The organism is Marinobacter salicampi, assembly GCF_011074795.1.
In the GTDB taxonomy this organism is placed as follows: domain Bacteria; phylum Pseudomonadota; class Gammaproteobacteria; order Pseudomonadales; family Oleiphilaceae; genus Marinobacter; species Marinobacter salicampi.
In genome coordinates, this window is sequence record NZ_JAAMPF010000008.1 from 190,111 (window position 1) to 207,056 (window position 16,946).

At 59.5% G+C, this 16,946-nt stretch carries 16 protein-coding genes; 5 read left to right on the top strand and 11 right to left on the bottom strand.

Features of this window, described 5'->3' with window-relative positions; translation table 11 throughout:
* Positions 1-26: 26 nt before the first annotated feature.
* The 3 genes from G7W63_RS03545 to pdxH are packed head-to-tail and all read right to left on the bottom strand — an operon-like array spanning position 27 to position 2,005.
* The gene (locus tag G7W63_RS03545; protein WP_242634296.1) at positions 27-638 is read right to left on the bottom strand and encodes a DNA-3-methyladenine glycosylase I; all 612 of its coding nucleotides are present in this window, start codon (positions 636-638) and stop codon (positions 27-29) included.
* Positions 619-1,401: a 4'-phosphopantetheinyl transferase family protein gene (locus tag G7W63_RS03550; RefSeq protein WP_242634297.1), complete on the bottom strand. Its 783-nt coding sequence runs from the start codon at positions 1,399-1,401 to the stop codon at positions 619-621. Before G7W63_RS03550 ends, G7W63_RS03545 begins: the two co-directional genes overlap by 20 nt.
* Positions 1,370-2,005: a pyridoxamine 5'-phosphate oxidase gene (gene pdxH, locus G7W63_RS03555; RefSeq protein ID WP_166253212.1), complete on the bottom strand. Its 636-nt coding sequence runs from the start codon at positions 2,003-2,005 to the stop codon at positions 1,370-1,372. The genes G7W63_RS03550 and pdxH overlap by 32 nt, the downstream gene beginning before the upstream one ends.
* A gap of 242 nt (positions 2,006-2,247) precedes the next feature.
* Between pdxH and G7W63_RS03560 the strand changes: the two genes are divergently transcribed.
* Complete coding sequence (locus G7W63_RS03560; RefSeq protein WP_166253215.1) at positions 2,248-5,205, top strand: DUF748 domain-containing protein; 2,958 nt, start codon at positions 2,248-2,250, stop codon at positions 5,203-5,205.
* Between the two features lie 24 nt (positions 5,206-5,229).
* On the opposite strand, the gene G7W63_RS03565 is transcribed toward G7W63_RS03560, so the two are convergent.
* Positions 5,230-6,006, bottom strand: a complete 777-nt coding sequence (locus tag G7W63_RS03565) for a substrate-binding periplasmic protein (protein ID WP_242634298.1) — start codon at positions 6,004-6,006, stop codon at positions 5,230-5,232.
* 127 nt (positions 6,007-6,133) lie between these two features.
* On the opposite strand from G7W63_RS03565, the gene yfbR reads away from it, so the two are divergent.
* Positions 6,134-6,727: a 5'-deoxynucleotidase gene (gene yfbR, locus G7W63_RS03570; protein ID WP_166253218.1), complete on the top strand. Its 594-nt coding sequence runs from the start codon at positions 6,134-6,136 to the stop codon at positions 6,725-6,727.
* A gap of 12 nt (positions 6,728-6,739) precedes the next feature.
* On the opposite strand, the gene G7W63_RS03575 is transcribed toward yfbR, so the two are convergent.
* On the bottom strand, positions 6,740-7,774 hold the full coding sequence (locus G7W63_RS03575; protein ID WP_166253221.1) for an SPFH domain-containing protein: 1,035 nt from the start codon (positions 7,772-7,774) through the stop codon (positions 6,740-6,742).
* 2 nt (positions 7,775-7,776) lie between these two features.
* A complete protein-coding gene (locus G7W63_RS03580) occupies positions 7,777-8,235 on the bottom strand; it encodes a nodulation efficiency, NfeD-like protein (RefSeq protein ID WP_166253224.1) in 459 nt (152 codons plus the stop codon).
* A 285-nt stretch (positions 8,236-8,520) separates the two neighbouring features.
* On the opposite strand from G7W63_RS03580, the gene G7W63_RS03585 reads away from it, so the two are divergent.
* The gene (locus G7W63_RS03585; protein WP_166253227.1) at positions 8,521-9,336 is read left to right on the top strand and encodes an SDR family NAD(P)-dependent oxidoreductase; all 816 of its coding nucleotides are present in this window, start codon (positions 8,521-8,523) and stop codon (positions 9,334-9,336) included.
* A 125-nt stretch (positions 9,337-9,461) separates the two neighbouring features.
* Entirely contained in the window at positions 9,462-10,547 is a 1,086-nt protein-coding gene (locus tag G7W63_RS03590) for a GGDEF domain-containing protein (protein ID WP_166253229.1), read from the top strand.
* Between the two features lie 13 nt (positions 10,548-10,560).
* Here the strand turns inward: G7W63_RS03590 and G7W63_RS03595 are convergent, their stop codons facing one another.
* The 3 genes from G7W63_RS03595 to G7W63_RS03605 are packed head-to-tail and all read right to left on the bottom strand — an operon-like array spanning position 10,561 to position 12,735.
* Positions 10,561-11,532: an FAD-binding oxidoreductase gene (locus G7W63_RS03595; protein ID WP_166253232.1), complete on the bottom strand. Its 972-nt coding sequence runs from the start codon at positions 11,530-11,532 to the stop codon at positions 10,561-10,563.
* A 7-nt stretch (positions 11,533-11,539) separates the two neighbouring features.
* Complete coding sequence (locus G7W63_RS03600) at positions 11,540-12,346, bottom strand: family 1 encapsulin nanocompartment shell protein (protein ID WP_166253235.1); 807 nt, start codon at positions 12,344-12,346, stop codon at positions 11,540-11,542.
* A gap of 2 nt (positions 12,347-12,348) precedes the next feature.
* Complete coding sequence (locus G7W63_RS03605) at positions 12,349-12,735, bottom strand: encapsulin-associated ferritin-like protein (protein ID WP_166253238.1); 387 nt, start codon at positions 12,733-12,735, stop codon at positions 12,349-12,351.
* 202 nt (positions 12,736-12,937) lie between these two features.
* Here G7W63_RS03605 and G7W63_RS03610 point away from each other — a divergent pair, with 202 nt between their 5' ends.
* Positions 12,938-13,594, top strand: coding sequence for a phosphoribosyltransferase (locus tag G7W63_RS03610; protein ID WP_166253241.1), 657 nt, complete (start codon positions 12,938-12,940; stop codon positions 13,592-13,594).
* 49 nt (positions 13,595-13,643) lie between these two features.
* Here the strand turns inward: G7W63_RS03610 and ftsH are convergent, their stop codons facing one another.
* Entirely contained in the window at positions 13,644-15,746 is a 2,103-nt protein-coding gene (ftsH, locus tag G7W63_RS03615; RefSeq protein WP_242634299.1) for an ATP-dependent zinc metalloprotease FtsH, read from the bottom strand.
* Between the two features lie 158 nt (positions 15,747-15,904).
* Positions 15,905-16,792, bottom strand: coding sequence for a metal-dependent hydrolase (locus G7W63_RS03620; RefSeq protein ID WP_207308872.1), 888 nt, complete (start codon positions 16,790-16,792; stop codon positions 15,905-15,907).
* Positions 16,793-16,946: the final 154 nt, after the last annotated feature.

Genomic DNA, 16,946 nt, shown 5'->3' on the forward strand with positions numbered 1-16,946 from the left:
TCAGTTCGTTGATCAGTGAGCTGCCTTCAGCGACGGTTCTGGCTCGCCAGCAGTCGGCAGGGCTCTCTGGCCGGGCAGTTGACCAGGTGGTCGTTGACCATCCCGGTCGCCTGCATGAAGGCATAGACAATGGTCGGCCCGACGAAATTGAATCCCCGCTGCTTGAGGGCTTTCGACATGGCTTCTGACTCGGGCGTCACGGCGGGTACATCCGCCAGGCTCCGGGGAGCGTTCTGCCGGGGATGGCCATCGACAAAGTCCCAGAGAAACTGGCTGAACGACTCACCCTGCTCCCGGAACTGCAGGAAGCTTCGGGCATTGCGGATGATGGACTCGATTTTCAGACGGTTCCGGATGATGCCCCTGTTTAGCATCAGAGCGTTAATCCGGTCCTGGTCATAGCGGGCAATCTTCTCGGCATCGAACTGGTCGAAGGCGGCCTTATAACTGCCCTGTTTACGCAGAATCGTGATCCAGCTCAGGCCAGCCTGCTGGCCATCGAGGCAGAGCTTTTCAAACAGGGCCTGATCATCATACTCGGGCCGCCCCCAGACCCTGTCGTGGTAATCCACATAAAGTGGATCGTTTCCACACCAGCCGCAGCGCTGACTCATGGTGTTACGGATGGGACTGGTCATCAGTCATGGTCTCCTTGATGCGCGCACAGGTCCACCAGTCCGGTGCCTCCACCTGGGGAGCTGCCGCTGGCCTGTCGGAACAGGGAGCTTCCAGCCAGAGCAGATCCGGCTCATGAACGTCCGGGGCTGGGGGCCGGCAATGCGAGCCGGACACAACCGCAACAGTCACTCCAGCGGTTTCGCCAACACAGCCCTGCCAGCCGGGCCGGTCACCGGTCAGCTGGCCTTCATGGCTCACAACCAGGGTCTGAAGATGGCCTGCAATGCCCCGCCCCGTCGCTTTCAACCAGGCCTCCTTCAGGGTCCAGACGCGCAAAAAGCTGGCATTGTTATCGCAAGCCAGCAGCCAGGCCTGCTCCGAGGGGGTGAACCAGCGCTTTACCACTCGCTGCCACTGGGCCGTGCGGCTCCCGGGTTCGATATCAACGCCCACGGAAGCACCGCGGCTGACAGCACAGGCTGCAACCCCGTGACTGTGGCTCAACGACAGAGCCCAACCGGGGGGCGAGCTGGAGCGGACCGGGCGACCCTCTTCCGGGCAACAGAGTTCCGGGTCCAGGCCACTGGCGTGGGCCAGGGCCTGGCGGATCAGCCACCGGCTGTGGCTGTATTCGATCTGCCGGGCAGGGCCCAGCCTGGCCATGCGCTCACGCTCGGGTATGCTGAGGCAGCAGGTCAGGCGGTCGATGTCCGGCTTCTCGGGTAACCTGCTGAGCCAGATCGAGGTGGCGTCAGGGTTGGAGTCGTTGAATGAGCCAGTCATCACCTTGCCTGAGATATTCGAACCGGTCGTGGAGACGGCTGGGCCGGCCCTGCCAGAACTCGATACGATGAGGAATGACCCGATAGCCGCCCCAGAACGAGGGTAAAGGCACGTCACCATCGCCAAACTTGCGTTTGATTTCGGCCACCTTCTGTTCGAGCAACCCCCTTGAGGTTATAACCTGGCTCTGGGTAGACACCCAGGCGCCAATCTGGCTGCCACGGGGACGGCTGGCAAAGTATTTCAGGGACTCCGATTTTGATACCTTCTCAACGGCCCCCTGCAGGATGACCTGCCGGTTCAGTCCGAGCCAGGGAAACAGTAAGGCCGCGTTCGGATTCTGGTCCAGCTCGGCGGCTTTGCGGCTGCCGTAGTTGGTGAAAAATACAAAACCCTGGTTATCAAAGTACTTCAAAAGAACTGTGCGCAGGTCTGGCACGCCGTCATTGCCTGTGGTCGCCAGGGACATGGCGTTAGGTTCGAGAATGCCGGCTTTGCGGGCGTCCTCGAACCAGACTTCGAACTGTTTTACCGGGTTGGCCTCCAGAGCGCTCCGGTCCAGCCCGTCGCTCTCGAAATCCCGCCGCATATCGCTGATATCCATTAGCCTGCCCCCAAATCGGTCGAGCCTGGTATACGATCAATGGCGATGGCAGGTTCAGCCTCGCTGCACCTCGCCTGATGAGCGTTTCAATCATACGGGTTCAAGGCAGTAAACGGTATCCGGGGCAGGGCGTGCAAGTCGCCATGACAAACCAGGGTCCGGACAGCTATCCTTGATGAACTCCAATTCATTAACCCGAGAGCGGAGCGGACCCAAACACCCTTCCGGACAAGGAGCTCAGCGTGGCAGAACCACAGACAGGGAAACCATGGTACAAAAGGGTGTCCTTCTGGTTGCTGGCGTTACTGGTTCTTTACGCCCTGCTTGGTTTCATCGCCCTACCCTGGTGGTTGCAACGTGCCCTCCCGGATCGGCTTGAGCAGCACATGGGCTGGACGGCTTCTGTGGGTGAAGTCCAGACCAATCCCTTCGCCATGAGCCTGTCGGTCGAGGAGCTGGACGCCGAGGATGACGACGGCGAGCCGGTTCTGCATTTCGACCAGCTCCACCTCAACCTGGGCTTTTGGCAGCTGTTCCGTGGTGTCATTGCCCTCGATGTCATTGAGATGAATGAACCCTTTGTACGGATTGACCTGCTCGAAGACTACGGTCTGAACTTTACCAGGGACTGGCGCGACCATAACGACACCGAGGCCGAGGATCGCTCGGCTGATGGCCAGCAGGACGCCGGTGGCGCCAGTGGACCCGATGACAGTGAGTCGCAGGATCTCTATTTCGGTCGTATTGTCATTACTGAGGGCAGCATTCTACTGCGGGATTTCAGCCAGGGGGAGGAGGCCCGCTTCCAGGTCGAGTCCGTTGACCTCACCCTCCAGGACCTTTCAACGTTTTCCCGTGACAGTGACAGTGACAGCGGCTATACCCTGGACGCTGTGGCCGGTGAGCAGAGTCTGACCTGGGAGGGCACCATGACCATTGCGCCCTTTACCTCCGAAGGCAGGATCCAGATCAGCGATGTCGATTACCAGACCATAGCCCACTTCGCAGGCCAGAACCTGCCCTACGATCTTAGGGGTGGCCGCGCCACCTTGCGCACGGATTATGTGATCTCGGTTGCAGACAGTGTCCGTCTGACCACGCGGGACGGCATCCTGCAGATTCGCGACCTCGTTCTGGCGACCTCCGACGAAGAGGACCCGCCCGCCCTCCAGTTGGCCAGTCTCGACATCGATCAGATCGGATACGATCTGCAGGCCCGGGAGCTGGGCGTTGGCGTAGTGGATTTTTCCGAAGCCCGGGTGCGGGTTAGCCGCGACGCCGAAGGCACCATTAACTTCGTCCGGCCGTTGAGCGAGGGTGAATCCGGCTCCGATGACGGGGACGACGCTGGTGAAGACAGTCAGGACAGCGGCGACCAGCCCTTCCGATGGTCGGTGGGTACCCTTCAGGTTCGTGACAGCCAGGTCCAGTGGCAGGATGACCAGCCAGGCCAGCCAGCCGACATCACCCTGACTGACATCAACCTGAGCCTGAAAGACCTGAGCCAGAGGCTCGCTGAAACCCTGGATTATTCAATAGAGGCAAACGTGGCCAGTGGTGGCAGCCTGAATGCCCGGGGCCAGGCGACCCTTACACCATTTACTATTCAGGCGGGTCTGGCCGTTGAGGAGCTAGCCATGGCGCCCTTTGATCCTTACCTGCGGGGCAGTGTTGCGCTGGATATCAACAACGGACGCCTGACCCTGGCGGGGGATCTCGATCTGGATGACCAGACCGAGCCCATGACAGGGACATTCAGCGGTCGGGGCGAGGTGACCGGGCTTGACGCCAGCATTGTGGATGGGGATGGGCAGCTACTGAGCTGGGATACCCTGAGACTGTCACCCATCGAATACAATCTTGACCCGGCCCGGCTTGAAATCGGCACCATCACACTGGTCAACCCGGATATCCTGGTGCAGCGATCAGGCTCAGGCGAACTTAACCTGAGCCGTATTACGGTGGATGGGGAGGATAACGGCGAATCCTCAGATTCCGGTTCCGATGAAGACGCCGTAGAAGACGATTCCCGGTTCATTTTCCGGATTGGCGAATTTGCCCTGGAAGATGGCACCGTCCGGTATCAGGACCAGTCCTTCAATCCGGCCTTTGCAACCCGACTTTACGCGCTTAACGGGTCGGTTTCAGGCATCAGTAACATTAGGCCCCAGCAGGGCAGGCTGAATCTGACCGGCAAGGTGGCAGAAGCCGGTGACCTGACCATGGAAGGCACCCTGGGTACGCTGGGCAGCGACGAGACCACGACCCTGAAGCTGACGCTCGAACAGCTGGGTCTGCCGGTCCTGAGCCCCTATTTTGCCCGCTACCTGGGCTACGCCGTCGATGGTGGCAAGCTGGCACTGGACATGGACTACACCATTACCGGCTCGGACCTGTCGGCGACCAATGAAATCATTCTGGACCGGCTGGAGCTGGGCCGGGCTGTCGACAGCGACCAGGCCACCGATGCTCCGGTCAAGCTGGGCCTTACGTTGCTGCGGGATTCTTCCGGTCAGATCGAAATCAACCTGCCTATTGAAGGCAGCCTTGGGGACCCGGACTTCCAGCTTGACCAGGTGATCATGAACACCTTCGTCAATATCGTGGTCAAGGCGGCCACGTCGCCGTTCAGCGTACTGGGGTCGGTGGTCGACCTGGCAGGTTTTTCCGGGTCGGAGCTGGGTGCCATCAAATTCCGGCCCGGGCTAGCCGAACTGGCACCGGAAGAGGGCCGCAAACTGAAAGTCGTGGCGGATGCGCTCAAAGAGCGGCCCCAGCTCAGTCTGGATGTAAGGGGTGCGGCGGCGCCGGAGCTTGACCGTACCGCCCTGCTTGGGCAGCGGCTGCTGGAGGACTTGGGTGTGGCCCAGGCGCCGATGGACAGCCAGATCGAGCAACTGGAGCAGGCCTACCGGAACAGCGACTCCGACCGTGACCTTGATAGCCTGAGGAGCGAACACAGCGGTGAACCGGAAGCCTGGCGACTGACGTTGATTTCAGCCCTGGTTTCAGACCAGAGTCTGCCGGAGAGTGAACTGCGGGAGCTTGCTGGCGAGCGTGGCCAGCTAATCCAGCGTGAGCTTCGGGAAAATCACGGGGTCTCATCGGAGCAGATTTACTTACGTGACCCGACTCTGCAGGGTGAGGCGACCGATGAGAGATCCCTGGTGAGCATTCCTTTCGAGCTGGATGTGCGCTAGGCGGCCGTTCTTGGGTCAGGGACACTAGGGAAGCTGCAGGCCATGGGATCGCACCAGGGCCTGGTAAACGCCGTCTTCCATCAGGCGGTCGATCAGGTCTTCCAGAGACTCCGCGCTGACCGGGCTGTCCGGCCGCGCAATGGCATGGAGCAGGTAACTCTGATCCACCTCGTGGGAAACAAGAAACTCATCCCGCTGGTCGGGGTTGTTGCGAAAGTACAGGGAGAGGTAGGAGCGACTGACTACCGCCACTTCGGCCACCGAGGGCCGGTCCGCCAGGATCAGTTCGATATTCCTGTGGTGGCTGTGGGAAAGTTCGATGTCAAACCGTTCACGCAGCTCGGCTTCATCGGTCACGCCGTCGGTGAAGCCATAATGGTAGCCAAGCATGGCCACGATGCGCCGGGAGCGGATGTCGTCAAAAAAATCCTGACCACGATCCGGCTTGTCCAGGGCGATATAGACTTCTTCATCTTTCAGTATGGGCCTGGTGACCTGGTGGGGCACTGAGTCCCAGTTCCATTCATCGCTTTCGAAAAAGATGACATCGTAGCGGGCGTCGGCGAAATCCCGGTGGCGGCGCTTGGGTGACGTGGCAAAGGCGACAAAGGTATAGTTCCCCTGCCGCTCATTCAGTTCCGTCAGTAACTCCGCGAGCAGACCCTCCACCTGACCGCTGTCCTGAACCACGGCAATCGGCGGGAAGTTGTAGGCGCCTACGACAACCTGGGTCTGGGCATTAGCGTTGCTGCAGATCGCCAAGGCGGTGATCAGGGCCGTCAGCATGATCACAAGCTTCATGTCATCACCTGGGAGAGTCGCTCCGGATGTATAATTGAATGGCCGTTCATGTATTGAGCGTAGCACTCTAAGACTGTGCTTTGAAGTTACATGTCACAATCTTATTAATTGAGGAAATCCAAGGCCCATGCCCGCCCCCGTCAGTCATTTTTTCGCATACATTGCCCGCTTGCGCTGGATACGCCGCTGGGGCCTGATGCGTAACGCCATTGAAGAGAACGTCGCCACCCATTCCTGGGAAGTGGCCACCCTGGCCCATGTCCTCGCGCTGATACGAAACCGCTACTTTGATGGCAGCGTAGACCCGGACCATATCGCGACGGCCGCGCTATACCATGACGCCACCGAGGTCATAACCGGCGATATGCCAACGCCCGTCAAGTACCACTCAAAGGTCATGCGGGAGGCGTTTGGTGCCATTGAACATCGGGCAGAGGAAGAATTGCTGGCATTGCTGCCGGAGGACTTGCGGGAAGACTTTGCGCCTTACGTTCAGGAGTCCCGGTGGTCCGATGAGGTGCGGGAGATCATCAAGGCCGCGGACAGGCTGTCAGCCTGGCTGAAATGCCAGGCCGAGATTCTGGCCGGTAACAAGGAATTTGAGCCGGCGGCAGCGCAGATCTACAGCCGGCTCCAGGACGAGGCCCTGCCAGAGGTGATGTATTTCCTGACGGTGTTCGCCCCCAGTTACCAGCGCCCCCTGGATCATCTGCTGGAATAGGAGCTGCCCCGGTCAGGCGCCGCCGGCGCCGCCGACCAGGCCACCACGCAGAGTGTCTGTCTTGAGGGACTGGCGAACCACGTCTTCCGGGCTGCCGGCCATTTCCCTGAACATCCCCATCGACCCGAGCAGGGCTGAGGATTCGTAAGGCACGAAGACCCGCTCGCCGTCCTTCGCCATATTCGGCAGGACCTTGATATAGCTCTGGCCCAGAAGATAGCCGACAACAGTGCGCTTGTTCTCTTCACTGTCGCCGATGGCATTGAGCACCAGCCGGATGGACTCCTGCTCGCCCTGGGCACGCAGGATGGCCGATTCCTTATCGCCCTGGGCGTTGAGGATGGCGGACTCGCGCTGGCCCTGGGCCATGGCGATGGCGGCCGTCTTTTCGCCTTCGGCTTCAGTCACTGTGGCGCGGCGTTTGCGCTCAGCCGCCATCTGTAGGCGCATGGCTTCTTCCACTTCTTCCGGCATGTTGATGTCCTGGACTTCCACCCGGGTCAGCTTGACGCCCCATTTGGAGGCAGCTTCTTCCATTTCCGCCTGGATCGCGCTGTTTACCTCGGCACGGGATTCGAACAGCTTGTCCAGCTCCATCTTGCCGACGACGGAGCGCAGTGTGGTCTTGGCAAGGACCTCAACCGCCTGGCTCATGTTTGCCACCTCGTAGACCGCCCGGCGTGGGTCAATGATCTGGTAGTACAGAGCGCCGTTGATGGTCACGGTGACGTTGTCGGTGGTTACCACTGGCTGGCCGGGGAAGTCCATGACCGTCTCCCGGCGGTCAATGCGATTCTCATCGGTGGTGACCGCCTGGTACTCATTGCCGAGTTTCATATAGCGGATCATGGTGATGGCCCGGGGGCGCTCGATGAAAGGCACGATGATGTTAACGCCGCTTTCCAGAACCCGGTTGAACGAGCCGAGGCGCTCAATAACCATGACTTCGGACTGGCGGATGATAACAAGTCCTTTGGCAATGATCAGGATTCCTATAACAACGAATATCAGACTGAGTACCAAGCCTGGTGAAAGCAGTGATTCCATGTTTACTGATCCTTGTGGGGTGAAAGGTGGACGACGGCGGTAGTGCCGTCGAACCGGTCAAAAATGACTTCCGTATGCTCCGGCAGTTCGGTCTCGCCGCCGGGTTTAACCCGCAGGCGATAGAAGTCGCCATTGATCTTGAGTCCGGTGGCCCCGTCAAAATCCCGCTTGGTGCTATGGTAGCTTCGGCCCTGTTCTACCCCGGTCCCGGTTGTACCGTAGGCCACCCCCCTGGGTGAAAACCGGGGACGGATGACCCAGACCGCCACGGGCACAAGCAGCCCGGAAAACAGGCCCATACCCACCAGCTGGCCGCTGAAGGAAAACCCCAGGGCGGCAAGGACGGCGGTGAGCGCTGCCGAAAGACCAAGAGCCAGTAGCACAAGGACGCCGGAGGTGAGTTCGGCCAGACCCAGCGCCAGAGCGAGCACGAGCCAGAAATGCGTTATGGTCCATTCCATGTCGGGTTTTCCAGTCAGGGGTGGGCAAGAGGCCGGCTTAGAGGGTGGACCGGAGAATACCAGCTTCGGTAAAGGCCGGCTATGGTGCCCTGTTTTGCGGTGTGGCACGCCAGCAGCATCCGGGTCCGGGGCTGGCTGCAGCGCCGCGGGTCTGGCGTTCTCCTGCCATTTGCCGGCGCCGGTGGCCTGTTAAAGTATCAGGACCTTAAAGTGTCTGCTTTAATAGACCCGGTGCGAGGGGCCGGAAAAAGCTCGACTAACGTTTCGACTCAGAGGTCAGAATTAATGAAAAAGCTCAACAATAAAGTGGTTGTCATTACCGGCGCGGGCTCAGGCATCGGCCGGGCCCTGGCAAAAGAGTTAGCGGCCCGTGGCTGCCGGCTGGCTCTCTCGGACGTCAACGAAACCGGGCTCAGGGAAACCGCTGAATTGTGCGATGCCTCGGAAATCAGGACCTACCGGCTGGATGTGTCAGATCGTGATGGCATCTATGCCCACGCCGACCAGGTGGCGAAAGACTTTGGCGTGGTCAACATGGTCATCAATAACGCCGGTGTTGCTCTGTCAGCGTCCGTTCGAGAAATGACAGATGAAGACTTCAAGTGGGTCATGGATATCGACTTCTGGGGTGTCACCCACGGCAGCCGGGCCTTCCTGCCCCACCTGATTGCCTCCGGCGATGGTCACCTTGTTAATATTTCAAGCGTCTTCGGACTGATCGGTGTGCCCAAGCAGAGCGCCTACAATGCGGCCAAGTTTGCGGTGAGGGGTTTCACCGAAGCCCTGCGTCAGGAAATGAAACTCGAGAAGCAGCCGGTGGCGGTGAGCTGTGTCCATCCCGGCGGCATCCGGACCAACATTGCCAACTCGGCCCGTATGGGCAAATCCGAGAACGCTGAAGCCCAGCGCAAAGGCTTCGACAAGATCGCCGTCACAACTCCGGAAAAAGCCGCCCGCACCATCGTCAAGGGCATTCTGAAGGATGAGTCCCGGATCCTGGTCGGTCCAGACGCCTGGGGCATCGACGTCATCAACCGGGTCCTGGGTTCAGCCTATCAGCCTCTGGTGGAAAGGTTCTCCCGCAAAAACCTCTACCTGTAGCAGGTCAGGCTTCAGCCGGCCGTGCTGGCTGTTGCAGCAAGGGCTGACGTCATTGCCGCGATCGCGTCGCTAGCGTCCTGGGCTCCCAGACTCTATAATTTTCGGAGACTAGGAGTCCTTGTCTTATGAAATCACCATTAAAGGGTGATGAGAGCGTTGGCGTCCCCTACAGTAAATCCGGGCTCCGGGATGCTCACCGGCGTGGCATCATGCGGCTTATTTTTGTCGCCACAGGCATTACGCTGGCAATTTTCGCCGTTTTCCAGGTATTCAATAACAATCCCGTGCTGGCGCTTCTGGAGCTGGGGGCGAGCGTTTTGCTGCTTTTTGGTGCCACCCGGGTCATGAAGACCTCGCGTCTGCACGCCTGGATCTACGGCTATCTGGTCTGTGCGTTCAGTTTTTTCCTCTACATCATTACCATGCCCGAGGCTTCAAGTACTGCCTTTGTCTGGGTGTTTATCATGCCGATCCTGTCCTATCTCCTGCTGGGCCGGGTTGCCGGGTTCTTCCTGGCATTCCCTTTCATGCTGGCCGGAGGTGTTTTCTTCTACCTGCAACTCAACGCGCTGACCAACGCCGGGGTCATGATCGACCTGCTAAACCCCATGTTCTGCGCGATCCTGATCCTGATGTTCATGCATGTCTATGAAAGCCGTCGCGCCGACGCCCAGGCACGGCTGGTCACCCTGGCCGAAACCGATGCCCTGACCGGTATGGCCAACCGCAGCAGCTTTCATGCCTCCCTCGAGCGTGTTCTGAGAGAGTCCCAGCGCAATCGCCGGCAATTTGCTCTGGTGCTGATGGACATCGACCATTTCAAGCGGGTCAATGACAGCCTGGGGCACGTTGCGGGAGATGAGGTATTGCGCCACATCGGCCGGTGCCTGACGGAACGGCTGCGTAACACCGATTTCGTCGGACGTCTCGGTGGCGAGGAGTTCGGTCTTATTGTGCGAGAGGTTGCGCCGAGGGACGCTGAGGGCCTTGTCAACGAGCTGCGTCAGCGTATTGCAGACACCCCGGCTCACTATGAAGGAATTGCGGTGGAGCTGACGGCAACCTTCGGAATTGCATTCTGGCCCGCCGATGCTGAAAAGCTTAATGAGCTTTACCAGATAGCAGACCGTCGCCTTTACGAAGGCAAGAGTGCGGGGAGGAACAGGGTGGTCGCGTCTTCCTCAGGCAGTGAGATGCTTGCTTCGGCCTGAGCTACCTGCGGAATCAATCGTAGTCTTCGGTTTCTATTTGGAATCCCCGGGGCCGGAACTGCTGCTCCACCGACCCAATCATTCCCGAGTGGCCACAGATATAAAGCATAGTCGAGCTGGCATCCAGGCCTTTCCGGGCAACATAGTCCTCTATTATGGCATCCACCCGACCCTGACTCGCTGTCCATCCCGAGTTTGCGGGCTCTTCTGGCCGGCTGACCGTCGGCACATAGTCGAGGATCTCCGGGTGGCTGGCGGCAATACCTTGCAGCTCTTCCCGATAGCCGAACTCATTCTGATAGCTGGCACCATGAAGCAGGTGAAACCGGTGGTCACCACGACCCTGGTGAAGAGCATCCCGGATCATGCTAACAAAGGGATTGATGCCGGTCACAGTAGCCACCATAAGATGTTCACGGTAGCGGCTATCCAGCAGAAAGCTCCCTTTCGGGTTACCGAGGATGATTGTGTGGCCGGGGGCCAGGGTGCGCAGGCGCTCGGACATCTGGCCACCGGGCACTAGCTCCACGAAGAATTCGAGCGTCGGCTCATGAGGCGCGGAGACAATGGAAAAACTGCGTTTGACTCCCTCTACACCTACCTTGACTGATTGGCCGGGCCGGAAGCTGAAATCCAGGGGGCGTGGCACGCGGAATATGATCAGCCCGGGTGCGACTTCCCGGCACTCGGTCACGGTGACGCCCTTCTCCGCCGTCGCTGGCCTTTCATCAGATACTGCCCCAGCCCTGGCGGAGTCATGACCGCCAGGTATTCCTTTACCGGCTTCGGGCAGGGCTTCCTCGTGCCGGCTCAGCCAGGCCTGCAGCCTGGCGCTCTGTCTGGCCCTGCGTCGGCCTATGTCCCCCAGCAGCGAACCGAGTGCCGGATCCCTCGCCCCTTCCCTGGCCCGGCTGATGGAGTTCAGGTCATCCAGGACCTCCCGGCCGCCACTGCGCGCTCGCTCTACGTCCCTGCTGCTGACCATGAGGTGCCTATACCTTCCTGCTGAGAGTACAGATGGCGCCTGGCTCCTCCACCATGAGCACCAGGCTCTCGCTGGCAAACATCTGGTGATGGATGCCATCGTTGGTTGAGTAGCCGGTCATCAGATCCTGGCCGACGATGATACGGCCGACTCTGGCGTCCACCAGCACGGCGCCCTCGATATCTGCTTTGAACACACCCAGCTCACACAGCCGTTTGAGGTGCTCTAGCTGCAGCATGTCGGTGCCTTCGTAGCGCCGGAAAAGCAGGTTATACCACTTGGTCGACAGAGCCAGGGCGTAAGGTCCGTGAAAGCCGTTGTCGTCGAGTTGGTTCACCGAATTGAGCACGTCCTCCAGGGCCTGCTCGATCTTGCTCCAGTCAGCGCACTCGACCTGGTTGCGGCCCTTGGCGGTCAGCAGGCCTTCCAGGCCGAAGTCAGGCTGGCCGTAGTAGATAAACTCTTCCTCGCGGCGCGCCACAGCCTCCGCGGCATCCTCGACAGCGCGCAGATCCAGGGGCTGGCCCATGGATTCGAAGCCGTCGATCCGGCGCACACTCAGGCCAAAGTTCTTGCGCAGCATGGGAATGGCAATAGCCCGGCTGAGCACGGCGCCGGCTTCGTCAGGTTTCGGCTGACGGCAATAGCCCTCTTCACCCACTTCGATGGAGGTCAGCCCTACGCCGTAGGGCCCTTCGACATCGAGGAAGCGGCGGCCAGTAAGAATATCGCTGGCGGCGCCCACGGCGGCACTGTCGATTCTGTCCCAGATATCACTGGAAAACGAGGCTTGTTCCCGATTGAGATAAGTCATGATTATTTCTTGCCCTTCATATCGCCAATGGTGAATTTGTTCAGGGACCGGTTCCGGCTGCCTGAGCCACCGCCGCCGACGTCACCGTCGTCTTCTTCGGCCTCGAGGATGGGCTTGTCTGTGTACAGATAGATGTCCATCTGTTCTGCAAAGTCCGGGCTGTTGCGGCGCAGCCATTCAAGCACCATGCAGGCATGCTCGACCTCTTCCCGCATGTTGTGGAGGAGAAGGCCTTTCAGTTCCTGGTCACTGGTGGCGTCTGCCCGCTGCTGATACCAGTCAACGGCCTCAAGTTCTTCCTGAACCGACACCAGGGCCCGATGCATGTCCTTGGTCTTTGCCGATAGCAGTTCTCCAGGTTCATGATAGCTTTCACTTGCGCCAGCCATTTTCCTCTCCCAGACGTTATGTTCGATGGGATCCCCCTGCAGGGAATCCTTCAGAAGTTACCCTAATACTTTATGCCACGACCGCCTGATTGCAACCATGCGAAATCGGCCGGGGCGGTTGATAAGCCAGTCTGTGGCCGCAGATATTATTCAGGTAGCTGGAATACATCTACTCAAAGATAACTACGCAAGGAGCCTGACTATGGATGTCCCGATAAAAAACCGCACGGTTGCCGGCCAGGCACTGGCGGAAGAACTCAGTAATTACAGGGAACGTGATGACGTCCTGGTTCTTGCCCTGCCGCGGGGCGGGGTACCAGTGGCTGCAGAGATAGCAAAATCCCTTGATGCAGGTCTGGACCTGATGCTTGTGCGCAAGCTGGGGCTGCCGGCCTGGGAAGAGCTGGCGATGGGTGCCATTGCCAGTGGCGGCGTGAAGGTGCTGAACGACGACGTAATCAGTTCCCATGGGGTGTCGGACGCCGATATCGAGAAAGTCGCAGAGAAAGAGGGCAAGGAGCTGAAGCGCCGGGAGACCACCTATCGGGGAGACAGGTCGGCGCCGAAAATCGAAGGCCGCTGTGTCATCCTCGTCGACGACGGCGTTGCCACCGGTGCCACTATGGAGGCGGCCATTGATGCGGTGCGAAAACAGAATCCCGGAGAAGTGGTGCTGGCGGTGACGGTAGCCCCTCAGGAAACTCTGGACCGGCTGGGCAAAAAGGTGGACCACATTGCCTGTCTGGCTACGCCTGAGCCCTTCATGGCCATTGGCAAGTGGTACCGGGATTTTGGTCAGACCAGTGACGATGAGGTGCGAAAGCTGCTCGATGAGGCCTGGAAGCGGGAAGAGGGCTGAAGATCGAAAGGCCCACCGGCGGGTATCGCCCGGTGGGCCGGTTTCCGGCTCAGGCCTGTTCTTTCCGGTCTGAATCGCCTTTGCCTTTCTCCCCGTCGTCGTTCCCCTTGTCCTTCTTCTGGTCCGTGTTTCCGTCCCTGCTTTTTCCTTTCTCTTTACCCTTACCGCCTTTGCTCTCTGAGCTTTCGTCGCTCTTTCCGTTATCAAGGTCCAGAAGGGAACTGATGCGTTTCGCCTCGAGGGTTTCGTCCTCAAGCAGGGCATCCGCCAGTTTGTCGAGGCGCTTGCGATTTTCTTTCAGGCGTTTCTCCACCTCACGTTCGATACCCATGATCAGCTTACGCACTTCGTCGTCTATTTTTTCAGCGGTGGCTTCGCTGAAATCCCGTTCCCGGGAAATCTCATGGCCCAGGAAGACTTCCTCCTGACTGGCGCTGACGGATACTGGCCCGATCGCGTCGCTCATACCCCAACGGGACACCATCCGACGGGCGAGTTTGGTGGCCTGCTCTATATCGTTTTCGGCACCACTGCTGACCTCATCGAAAATGATCCGCTCGGATACCCGACCGCCGAGCATGACGGCTATACGGTCACGGGCGTAGCTTGCGGTCATGTTGTACCGGTCCTCATCCGGCGCCTGTTCCGTAGCGCCCAGGGCGCGGCCTCTGGGGATTATAGTTACTTTCTCCAGAGGATCAGCCTTGGGGAACAACAAGGCGGCAAGGGCATGGCCGGACTCGTGGTAGGCGATGACTTTGCGTTCTTCCTCGCTCAGGGTCTGCTCTCGCTCGGCACCCATCAGCACCTTGTCCCGGGCCATATTGAAATGATGCATGGCCACGGTTTTGCAGTCCTCACGCCCCGCAAACAGGGCAGCTTCGTTGGCCAGGTTTTCCAGGTCAGCGCCGGAAAACCCGACGGTGCGGCGCGCCAGTGCTTCCAGGGACACGTCATCCGCCAATGGCATGGCCCGTGTGTGTATGCCCAGAATCATTTCCCGGGCCTTGCGATGGGGCCGGTCCAGTGTGACCTTGCGGTCGAAGCGCCCGGGCCGCAGCAACGCCGGGTCCAGAACGTCGGGACGGTTGGTGGCGGCAATGACCACCACAGTTTCGTGGGGCGAGAAGCCGTCCATTTCAGACAGGATCTGGTTCAGGGTCTGCTCCCTTTCGTCGTGGCCGCCTCCAACCCCGGCGCCACGGGAACGGCCGATGGCGTCCAGTTCGTCGATAAAAATAATGGCAGGGGACTCCCTGCGGGCCTCCTCAAACATGTCCCTTACCCTGGAAGCACCCACCCCCACGAACATCTCGATGAACTCGGAGCCGGAGATGGAAAAGAACGGTACGCCGGCCTCTCCGGCCACCGCCCTCGCCATGAGTGTTTTACCGGTACCGGGGGGGCCCACCATCAGGACGCCCCGGGGCAGCTTGGCGCCTAGGCGCTGGTAATAGGCCGGGTTTTTCAGGTAGTCGACGATTTCGGTGAGGTCCTTCTTGGCGTTCTCGGCGCCAGCTATGTCCTCAAAGGTCTTTTTGGGTTCATCTTCCCGATAGCGCTTGGCCTTGGATTTGCCCACATTAAACAGGCCGCCGGTCTGTTGTCCCCCCATCTGTTTCTGCATGCGGGACCAGAAATAGAAGAACAGACCAAGAATAAGTAGCCAGGGGAGGAAGCTGATCAACAGGCGGCTGAGCCAGTCCTGCCCGGACTCTTCCGCGTCAATGGTGACATTGTTCTGCTCCAGCAGCTCCAGGATCTCGCTGTCGCCCACTTCGGGAATGTGGCTGCGGAAGTGGGTAGCGGTCTGGGGGTCAACTTCCTCGCCGTCACCGGTAGCGAATCGTCCCCGGACCTGGTGCCCCTCGATGGTCACCTCGGCCACCTCCCCGGCAGTCACCCTTTGCTTGAACTCGGTGAACGTCAGTTGCTCAACACCGGAATCAGACACGATCTGGATGGCATAGAATATAATGAACCCCACCAGGAGCAACTGGAACATCCGGCTCCACTGGGGAGGTTCAGGGCGTGCAGCCGGACCCCCGGGCTCGAATCCGGGGGAGCGTTGCCCGTGCTGGCGTTGGCGCTGATCGCTTTCAGATTCCCTGTCGTCGTTCCGATTCTTCTTCTGTGGGCCATCCTTGCGCACGCTCGACTCCTCCAATAAGCAATTGTTGTGAATCCACTAGAGCATACCTTGATGGCGATGGCAGGATTTTCAACTCCATTAGGACTAAAGAAGGGCAATCGGGGCATTGGCGCAGCCGGGCCATCCCGCGGCTGCGGGCGGCCCGGCAGGGACGGGACTTACTGCAGGGTGCGGGTGCTGCCTTTCTGGTATTGCGGGGCGATGTACTGCTCGATCTCGGCCTTGAACCGGGCTATCAGTTCGCTGTTGTCGTGCTGCCACGGGTGGAAACCGGGCCGGAAATAGTTCAGCCAGGTGGGAATCAGGCTCGAGAAGGTGCCGTTTTTGCCCCACATACGCCAAAGCCCGCGAGCCCCGTCCCTGAGCGAGAAGTTCCTGCGGTCACTGAGCATCATGCGGCCGGTGAAATAGCTGGCTACCACCCCGAGTATGGCTGTGCTGAAGGCCAGGTAGAAAGTCCGTTCGGCGTAGGTGCCGCCGGATTCCTGGAATACATCAAAAGCCACGCCCTTGTGCTCTGTTTCCTCGATTGCGTGCCAGACCCACAGGGGCCGCATGGTTTCGTGCATGTCTTCCCGAACATCGCTGCGCTCCAGCAGCATGTCGGCCATCATTGCGGTCAGGTGTTCAAGGCCACAGGTGACCGCAAGCTGGTGCCGTTTAGGCAGCTTGCGGGTCAGGTCCAGTACCATCTTGAGCTGTTTTTCCAGCTCTTCCACGGGCATGCCCTGGTCTCGCACATGACTGTTCATGGCGTCATGTTCCAGGGAGTGCATCGCTTCCTGGCCGATAAACCCGCGAACCTCAGCTTTTTTGGCGGGGTCTGTGACGCAGTCCCGGAAATATCGCACCGAATCCACGAAGAACTGTTCGCCCTGGGGAAACAGCACTGACAGGGCATTCATGGTATGGCTCAGGGTATAGCTGTCATCAAGCCAGTAATTGGGCACCTTTTCGTCGAACTCAAAGCCCATGCGCTGGGGCTTGATGGCAACCTGCTCGGGCTTGCGGGCAACCGCTTTGTCGACAGACGGTCTTGTCTGCATACGTCCTCCTCTGCGCATCTGCGCTTTGCCTGATGTCATGGCTTCAGTGTGCGCGGCGCAAGTGCGGTGCGGAAGGCGCGAAGGGGACGTCCGTCGTGGAGGTTGGGACAGGGCCTCGGGCATTGGCTCAAATGACAAAGGAAGGTTGGGCCCC

Coding starts and splice junctions, on each gene's coding strand:
- pdxH (WP_166253212.1), bottom strand. CDS start 2,005: ATGGATATCAGCGATATGCGGCGGGATTTCGAGAGCGACGGGCTGGAC.
- G7W63_RS03610 (WP_166253241.1), top strand. CDS start 12,938: ATGGATGTCCCGATAAAAAACCGCACGGTTGCCGGCCAGGCACTGGCG.
- G7W63_RS03620 (WP_207308872.1), bottom strand. CDS start 16,792: ATGCAGACAAGACCGTCTGTCGACAAAGCGGTTGCCCGCAAGCCCGAG.
- G7W63_RS03590 (WP_166253229.1), top strand. CDS start 9,462: ATGAAATCACCATTAAAGGGTGATGAGAGCGTTGGCGTCCCCTACAGT.
- G7W63_RS03595 (WP_166253232.1), bottom strand. CDS start 11,532: ATGGTCAGCAGCAGGGACGTAGAGCGAGCGCGCAGTGGCGGCCGGGAG.
- G7W63_RS03580 (WP_166253224.1), bottom strand. CDS start 8,235: ATGGAATGGACCATAACGCATTTCTGGCTCGTGCTCGCTCTGGCGCTG.
- G7W63_RS03600 (WP_166253235.1), bottom strand. CDS start 12,346: ATGACTTATCTCAATCGGGAACAAGCCTCGTTTTCCAGTGATATCTGG.
- G7W63_RS03565 (WP_242634298.1), bottom strand. CDS start 6,006: ATGAAGCTTGTGATCATGCTGACGGCCCTGATCACCGCCTTGGCGATC.
- G7W63_RS03585 (WP_166253227.1), top strand. CDS start 8,521: ATGAAAAAGCTCAACAATAAAGTGGTTGTCATTACCGGCGCGGGCTCA.
- G7W63_RS03575 (WP_166253221.1), bottom strand. CDS start 7,774: ATGGAATCACTGCTTTCACCAGGCTTGGTACTCAGTCTGATATTCGTT.
- yfbR (WP_166253218.1), top strand. CDS start 6,134: ATGCCCGCCCCCGTCAGTCATTTTTTCGCATACATTGCCCGCTTGCGC.
- G7W63_RS03550 (WP_242634297.1), bottom strand. CDS start 1,401: ATGACTGGCTCATTCAACGACTCCAACCCTGACGCCACCTCGATCTGG.
- G7W63_RS03545 (WP_242634296.1), bottom strand. CDS start 638: ATGACCAGTCCCATCCGTAACACCATGAGTCAGCGCTGCGGCTGGTGT.
- G7W63_RS03605 (WP_166253238.1), bottom strand. CDS start 12,735: ATGGCTGGCGCAAGTGAAAGCTATCATGAACCTGGAGAACTGCTATCG.